The 6,460-nt window shown below is 48.6% G+C and carries 5 protein-coding genes and 1 rRNA gene; all 6 read right to left on the reverse strand.

All coding sequences use genetic code 11. The features are described 5' to 3' along the window. Positions 1 to 50 precede the first annotated feature (50 nt). Positions 51 to 1,340, reverse strand: a complete 1,290-nt coding sequence (serS, locus tag L6H70_RS28560) for a serine--tRNA ligase (RefSeq protein ID WP_236337591.1) — start codon at positions 1,338 to 1,340, stop codon at positions 51 to 53. Between the two features lie 84 nt (positions 1,341 to 1,424). Further along, on the reverse strand, positions 1,425 to 2,009 hold the full coding sequence (gene pdxT / locus L6H70_RS28565) for a pyridoxal 5'-phosphate synthase glutaminase subunit PdxT (RefSeq protein WP_236337592.1): 585 nt from the start codon (positions 2,007 to 2,009) through the stop codon (positions 1,425 to 1,427). Positions 2,010 to 2,028: 19 nt separating this feature from the next. Further along, on the reverse strand, positions 2,029 to 2,910 hold the full coding sequence (gene pdxS / locus L6H70_RS28570; RefSeq protein ID WP_054944095.1) for a pyridoxal 5'-phosphate synthase lyase subunit PdxS: 882 nt from the start codon (positions 2,908 to 2,910) through the stop codon (positions 2,029 to 2,031). A gap of 112 nt (positions 2,911 to 3,022) precedes the next feature. Beyond that, entirely contained in the window at positions 3,023 to 4,423 is a 1,401-nt protein-coding gene (locus L6H70_RS28575; RefSeq protein ID WP_423802889.1) for a D-alanyl-D-alanine carboxypeptidase family protein, read from the reverse strand. A gap of 120 nt (positions 4,424 to 4,543) precedes the next feature. After that, a complete protein-coding gene (gene guaB, locus L6H70_RS28580) occupies positions 4,544 to 6,001 on the reverse strand; it encodes an IMP dehydrogenase (protein WP_236337596.1) in 1,458 nt (485 codons plus the stop codon). 356 nt (positions 6,002 to 6,357) lie between these two features. Next, positions 6,358 to 6,460, reverse strand: a 5S ribosomal RNA gene (gene rrf / locus L6H70_RS28585); the annotation flags it as partial.

A 6,460-nucleotide genomic window follows, 5' to 3' on the forward strand; every position in this document is an offset into this window, starting at 1 on the left:
TCACATGCATTAGAAATTGTATCACACGATCCTAATAAAACGCAAGCATATTATTGAGAAATTTTCGGACTGATCGATTTCACATTACGCATGTATGGCTGGAGTGCTTCCGGAATCAGCACACTGCCGTCTTCCTGCTGGTAGTTCTCCAGAATAGCTGCCACGGTCCGTCCGACTGCCAATGCGGAACCATTCAAGGTATGAACGAATTCAGGCTTTGCCTTAGGCTCCTTACGGAAACGGATATTAGCGCGGCGCGCCTGGAAGTCCTCTGTGTTGGAGCAGGAGGAGATTTCACGGTACATGCCGCTCTCAGGCAGCCAGACCTCCAAATCATACGTCTTAGCTGCTGTGAAGCCCATATCTCCGGTACACAAGCCCAGCACCCGGTACGGCAGCTCCAGAAGCTGCAGCACGCGTTCAGCATCAGCCGTCATCTTCTCTAGCTCTTCGTATGAAGTCTCAGGTGTCGTCAGCTTTACAAGCTCTACCTTATTGAATTGATGCTGACGGATAAGCCCACGGGTGTCCCGGCCTGCAGAACCCGCTTCAGAACGGAAACAGGAGCTGTAAGCAACATGGTATTTCGGCAGATCTGCAGCTGTCAGAATTTCTTCACGGTAGTAGTTCGTTACCGGTACTTCGGCTGTAGGAATCAGGTAATATTCGGTGTCCCGCAGCTTGAACAGATCCTCTTCAAACTTCGGCAGCTGACCTGTACCATACAAGCTGTCCTTATTTACGATATATGGCGGCAGCATTTCCTCATAGTTATGCTCTCCGCTGTGAAGATCCATCATGAAATTGATCAGGGCGCGCTCCAGTCGGGCGCCAAGACCCTTATAGAATACAAATCTGGAACCTGTAACCTTGGCAGCGGCTTCAAAATCAAGGATATCCAGCTGCTGTGCCAGCTCCCAATGGGATTTGGGTGTAAATCCGAACTCTCTTGGCTGCGACCAGCGCCGCACTTCAACGTTCTCTTCCTCGGATTTGCCTACTGGCACCGATTCATGAGGAATGTTCGGAATGCTCATGGTCAGCTCATCGATTTGTGCTTCGAGATCGCGGACTTCATCATCCAGCTCCTTGATCCGGTCGGAAACCGTACGCATCTCAGCAATCAAATCTTCCGCCGGCTCGCCATTCTTTTTCTTCTTAGCCACGTCGCCGGAAACGATGTTACGGCGGTTCTTAAGCCCTTCAGTCTCTTGCAGCAGTTCACGCCGGCGCAAGTCAAGCTGTGGAAAGCCTGCAATCAAATCAAGTGATTTCCCGCGTTTATTAAGCGCCTCTTCTACCTTGGCATAATCACTGCGTAATACTTTTACATCTAGCACAAAGTTTCCCTCCTGAAAACAGCCTAAACTCTTTCAAATTGCTGGTGCAGCATTGAAAGAGTCAGGATGTTCTTGTATGCAGTTCTATTGTTTAGCTTCTACACTAGCCTTCACCATATCGGCAAAATATTGATGCAGGCGGTAATCATCGGTCAGCTCCGGATGGAAAGAGGATACCAGCAGGTTGTCCTGGCGAGCCGTTACGATCTCATCATTATAGACCGTCAGAACATCAACATCCGGGCCCACTTCGTTAATGAGCGGAGCACGGATAAAGACGGCACGTACCGGCTCATTTATCCCTTTTACATCCAGATCACACTCAAAGCTTTCCCGCTGGCGGCCAAAAGCGTTCCGGGCAACGGTAATATCCATCAGCTCAAGATGTGAAGGTTCGCCTCCGGCAATTCTCTTCGCCAGCACAATCATTCCCGCACATGTACCGAAAATAGGCTTGCCCTGGGCTGAAAAATCACGAATGGCATCAATGAAGCCGTATTTGCGCATCAGCTTGCCGATCGTAGTACTTTCTCCGCCAGGGATGATCAGTCCTTCAACTTCCTCAAGCTGCTCTACGCGCTTAATGGGAAGGCCCTCGGCTCCGGTTTTCTCTATACTGACAATATGCTCTGTTACAGCGCCTTGAAGCGCCAACACTCCTATTTTCATCCGGGAAACCTTCTCTCTATTAACGGCCACGCTCCGACATGCGTTCTGACGGAGCCAGAGTTGCAATATCAATCCCCTTCATCGGGGTGCCGAGGTTCTTGGATACTTCAGCAATCAGTTTATAGTCAGTGAAGTGTGTGGTTGCTTCAACGATCGCACGGGCAAACTTCTCCGGATTATCCGATTTGAAAATACCGGAACCTACGAATACACCATCCGCACCCAGATGCATCATCAAGGCTGCATCGGCAGGAGTAGCTACACCGCCTGCAGCAAAGTTAACAACCGGCAGTTTGCCAAGCTCGTGGACTTCAAGCAGAAGCTCGTAAGGAACTCCCAGTGTTTTGGCTTCATGGTACAGCTCGTCCTTGGACAGGTTAGTCACCTTGCGGATTTGGCTGTTAATGAAACGCATGTGACGAACAGCTTCAACGATATTGCCTGTTCCCGGTTCGCCTTTGGTACGGATCATTGAAGCCCCTTCATTAATACGGCGAAGTGCCTCACCGAGGTCTTTTGCGCCACATACAAAAGGAACTGTAAATTCACGCTTGTCGATATGGAAAACTTCATCGGCAGGAGTCAGAACTTCACTCTCGTCCAGATAATCAACGCCCAGCGACTCCAGAACCTTAGCTTCTACATAATGGCCGATACGTGCTTTTGCCATTACGGGAATGCTAACTACCTTGATAACTTCTTCTACAATTGTAGGATCAGCCATCCGTGCTACACCGCCTGCTGCGCGGATGTCGGAAGGAACCCGTTCCAGAGCCATTACGGCTACTGCACCCGCAGCCTCAGCAATCTTTGCCTGTTCTGCATTCATGACGTCCATGATGACGCCGCCTTTTTGCATTTCTGCCATGCCTCTTTTAACTCTCGATGTACCAGTTTCCATGTCCAAGCCTCCCGAATAATCTGACTGAATCTAAATAATAATTCTACCGCAGGGCGGTTATATATACAACCCATTTACTCGGATTTCTGTCTGCCTAAAGTCATTGCTGCCTTTAGAACAGATCTTTAATTCCTGTAAACAGATCACCAAAAAAATCGCCTATTGCCCGCATCAGCAGTTTGAACCATCCGGCTTTCTCTGCTTCCTCAGCTGTAATCAAATTAACGGTCTTCTGTTGGACCTGAGACATGCCTTCAACCTTATAAGTGTAGGTTACCTTACCGACTGCTGTAGCATTGGGGATTGGAGCCACTAGAGTTGATGGATCATTAACTGTAACGGCAGTTTCGATTTGTGGAGTAACCGTTCCTTTAGGTACCATGAAAGTTACACCTGCATCCGTAACCACGGATACACTTTCGTTCTTGCCTTTTTGTACAGGTACGGTTTCATTGCCGGTGATTACCGACTTAGCGGCCACGACCTGCTTGATCTCAAAGTTATTGAAGCCAAAATCAAGCACTTTCTTAGTTTCGGTAAACCGATGCGCTTCTGAATCGGCACCCATAACTACACTGATCAGACGCATGCCGTCTCGCACGGCCGTACCCGTGAAGCAGTTGCCGGCATTGCTAGTATGTCCCGTCTTCAGTCCGTCAAGACCCGGGTAGGCGTATGCCTTAAAGTTGGCAATATCCTTATTGGCCTCAAGCATCCAGTTGTAGTTAACCATAGGTTTGGTATCCCGGTCACGGAATTTGTAGGACTGTATGGTTGTAAATTCAGTGAAATCAGGATGGTCAGTTACAATATATTTCGCAAGAATAGCCGCATCCATCGCAGACATAACCGTTTCGCGGTCCGTTTCCGGACGGTACTTAGACGGCATATCTGCCCGGTCAAGACCGGTGGAATTGATGAAATACGCTGTCTTCATCCCCATCTTCTGGGCAGTTTCGTTCATCAGTGTCACAAATTGCTGTTCAGAACCGGAAACCAGTTCCGCCAGAGCAACTGTAGCATCATTGGCTGAGCCCACTGCCATAGCTATGTACAGCTCTTTAACTGTATGTTCATCACCTTGTGCCAAAAAGATCCGGGAACCGATTTGCTGGGAGGCATTCTCCTGCACAATGACCTTCTGGTCCCAGGTAAGCTGTCCATTCTTCACGGCTTCGGCTACAAGATACTCCGTCATCATCTTCGTCATACTCGCCGGGGGCAGAGCTTGATCTGCATTATAAGACAACAGCACCTCACCGGTAGTAGGTTCAATCAATACTGCCGAACTCACGTTAAGTCCTAACGATTCTACAGATGGTATTTTTGCTACAGCTGCTTTGGCTGTTGCAGTGCCTGTGGCAGTAGTACCTGCTTCTGTTGTAGCCGGAGTCTTCACCGCATCGGCCAGTACTGAACTTGCAGGAGAAGCTAACATATTTAAAAGCAGACCTACTGTCGCTGTCTTGATCACAAATTGTTTACTGCTGAACTTCCGCTTGTGCTTCAAAATTACTACTCTCCTTTGGTTCATATCCATTGCTTGTTCTATTCTAACACAGGGGTACCTGCAAAAAAAGACAGACAGGACGAATTTCGCCCTGTCTGTCCGTAATTTAGCGAATTTGGCCGATTATAAGGAATAGTTAGGTGCTTCCTTAGTAATCTGTACGTCATGCGGATGACTCTCGCGCAGTCCGGCACCGGTAATCCGGATGAAGGAGGTATCGTTACGCAGCTCAGTCAATGTCTTCGTACCGCAGTACCCCATACCTGAGCGGAGTCCGCCGATCAGCTGATGAACCGTATCGGACAGTGATCCTTTGAAGGCAACACGCCCTTCAATCCCCTCAGGAACGAGCTTCTTATCATCGTCCTGGAAGTAGCGGTCCTTACTGCCTTGCTTCATCGCACTCATGCTGCCCATGCCGCGGTATACTTTGAATTTACGTCCTTGATAAATTTCCGATTCTCCTGGACTTTCTTCGGTACCGGCGAACAAGCTTCCCATCATAACCGCCGAAGCACCAGCTGCGATAGCCTTGGTAATCTCACCTGAGTATTTGATCCCGCCGTCGGCGATGATCGGCACTCCATACTCACGGGCAACCGTTGCACAATCGTAGATTGCTGTAATCTGCGGTACACCGATACCGGCAATAACACGGGTGGTACAGATCGAGCCTGGACCAATACCGACTTTAACAATCGAAGCACCTGCTTCAATCAGCTCCCGCGTAGCCTCTCCTGTTGCTACATTACCGGCCACAATGGTAAGGTCAGGATACTGGGCACGCAGATTGCGTACTGCTTCAATAATATTGATATGGTGTCCGTGCGCGGAATCCACTACGATCAGATCGACACCGGCTTCAACCAAAGCTTTTGTCCGTTCCAGTGAATCCTTGGAGATACCGATAGCTGCACCTACCAAAAGACGTCCTTGGGCATCCTTAGCACCGTTAGGGAACTGAATGGCTTTTTCGATATCTTTAATAGTAATAAGACCTTTAAGAATCTTATTATCGTCCACTAGCGGCAGCTTCTCGATCTTATGACGCTGTAGCACCACTTCCGCTTCCTGGAGTGTAGTTCCTACAGGAGCTGTTACCAGGTTGTCTCTGGTCATATATTCACTGATCGGAGCGCTATAGTCATGAATGAAGCGCATGTCACGGTTGGTAATAATGCCGACCAGTTTATTGTTATCGTCTACAATCGGAACGCCCGAAATCCGGTATTTGCCCATCAGCCGTTCGGCATCGGACACCAGATGATCAGGTGTTAGGGAAAAAGGATTGGTGATAACGCCGCTTTCGGAACGTTTAACGCGGTCTACCTCTTCAGCTTGCTGCTCTACGGACATATTCTTATGAATAATGCCCACTCCGCCTTCACGGGCAATTGCAATTGCCATTGCGGCTTCAGTTACGGTATCCATCCCTGCGCTCATAAGCGGAATATTAAGCTTCACTGTTTTACTCAAAACTGTAGACAGATCCACTTCCTTCGGCAGTACCTCGGATTTACGCGGCACCAGCAGCACATCATCAAAAGTCAGTCCTTCTTTACCAAACTTATCTTCCCACACCTGGGTCATTCCTCCTCGAATGTCTTTATTCTAAACGTCCGCAAACTTTATAAATGAAGAAACTCCGGCTAAAGTCCATATCCGATAGACACAGACAATCACAACGAAGTTAGGCACATTGAGATCTTCAATTACGGTTTGAGATGCTTGTCCAAAAATATATTATTGCCATCTTAGCAAAGGCTTTTTGGCCTGTCAAGAATATTACATCATCAGAGGAGGTATTCAGAAAAAGGCCACAGAGTAAGCGAATTCTTGGACGAAAGTCCGTACGGGGTGGACATTAGGATCATTTCACAATCTCCATATGGACAACAAAAAAAGCCATTGTCGATGACTCAACAATGGCTTCATGTGCTTGGCGGCGTCCTACTCTCCCAGGACCCTTCGGTCCAAGTACCATCGGCGCTGGAAGGCTTAACGGTCGTGTTCGGGATGGGTACGCGTGGAACCCTTCCG

Source organism: Paenibacillus auburnensis, assembly GCF_927798115.1.
GTDB lineage: Bacteria > Bacillota > Bacilli > Paenibacillales > Paenibacillaceae > Paenibacillus_AQ > Paenibacillus_AQ auburnensis.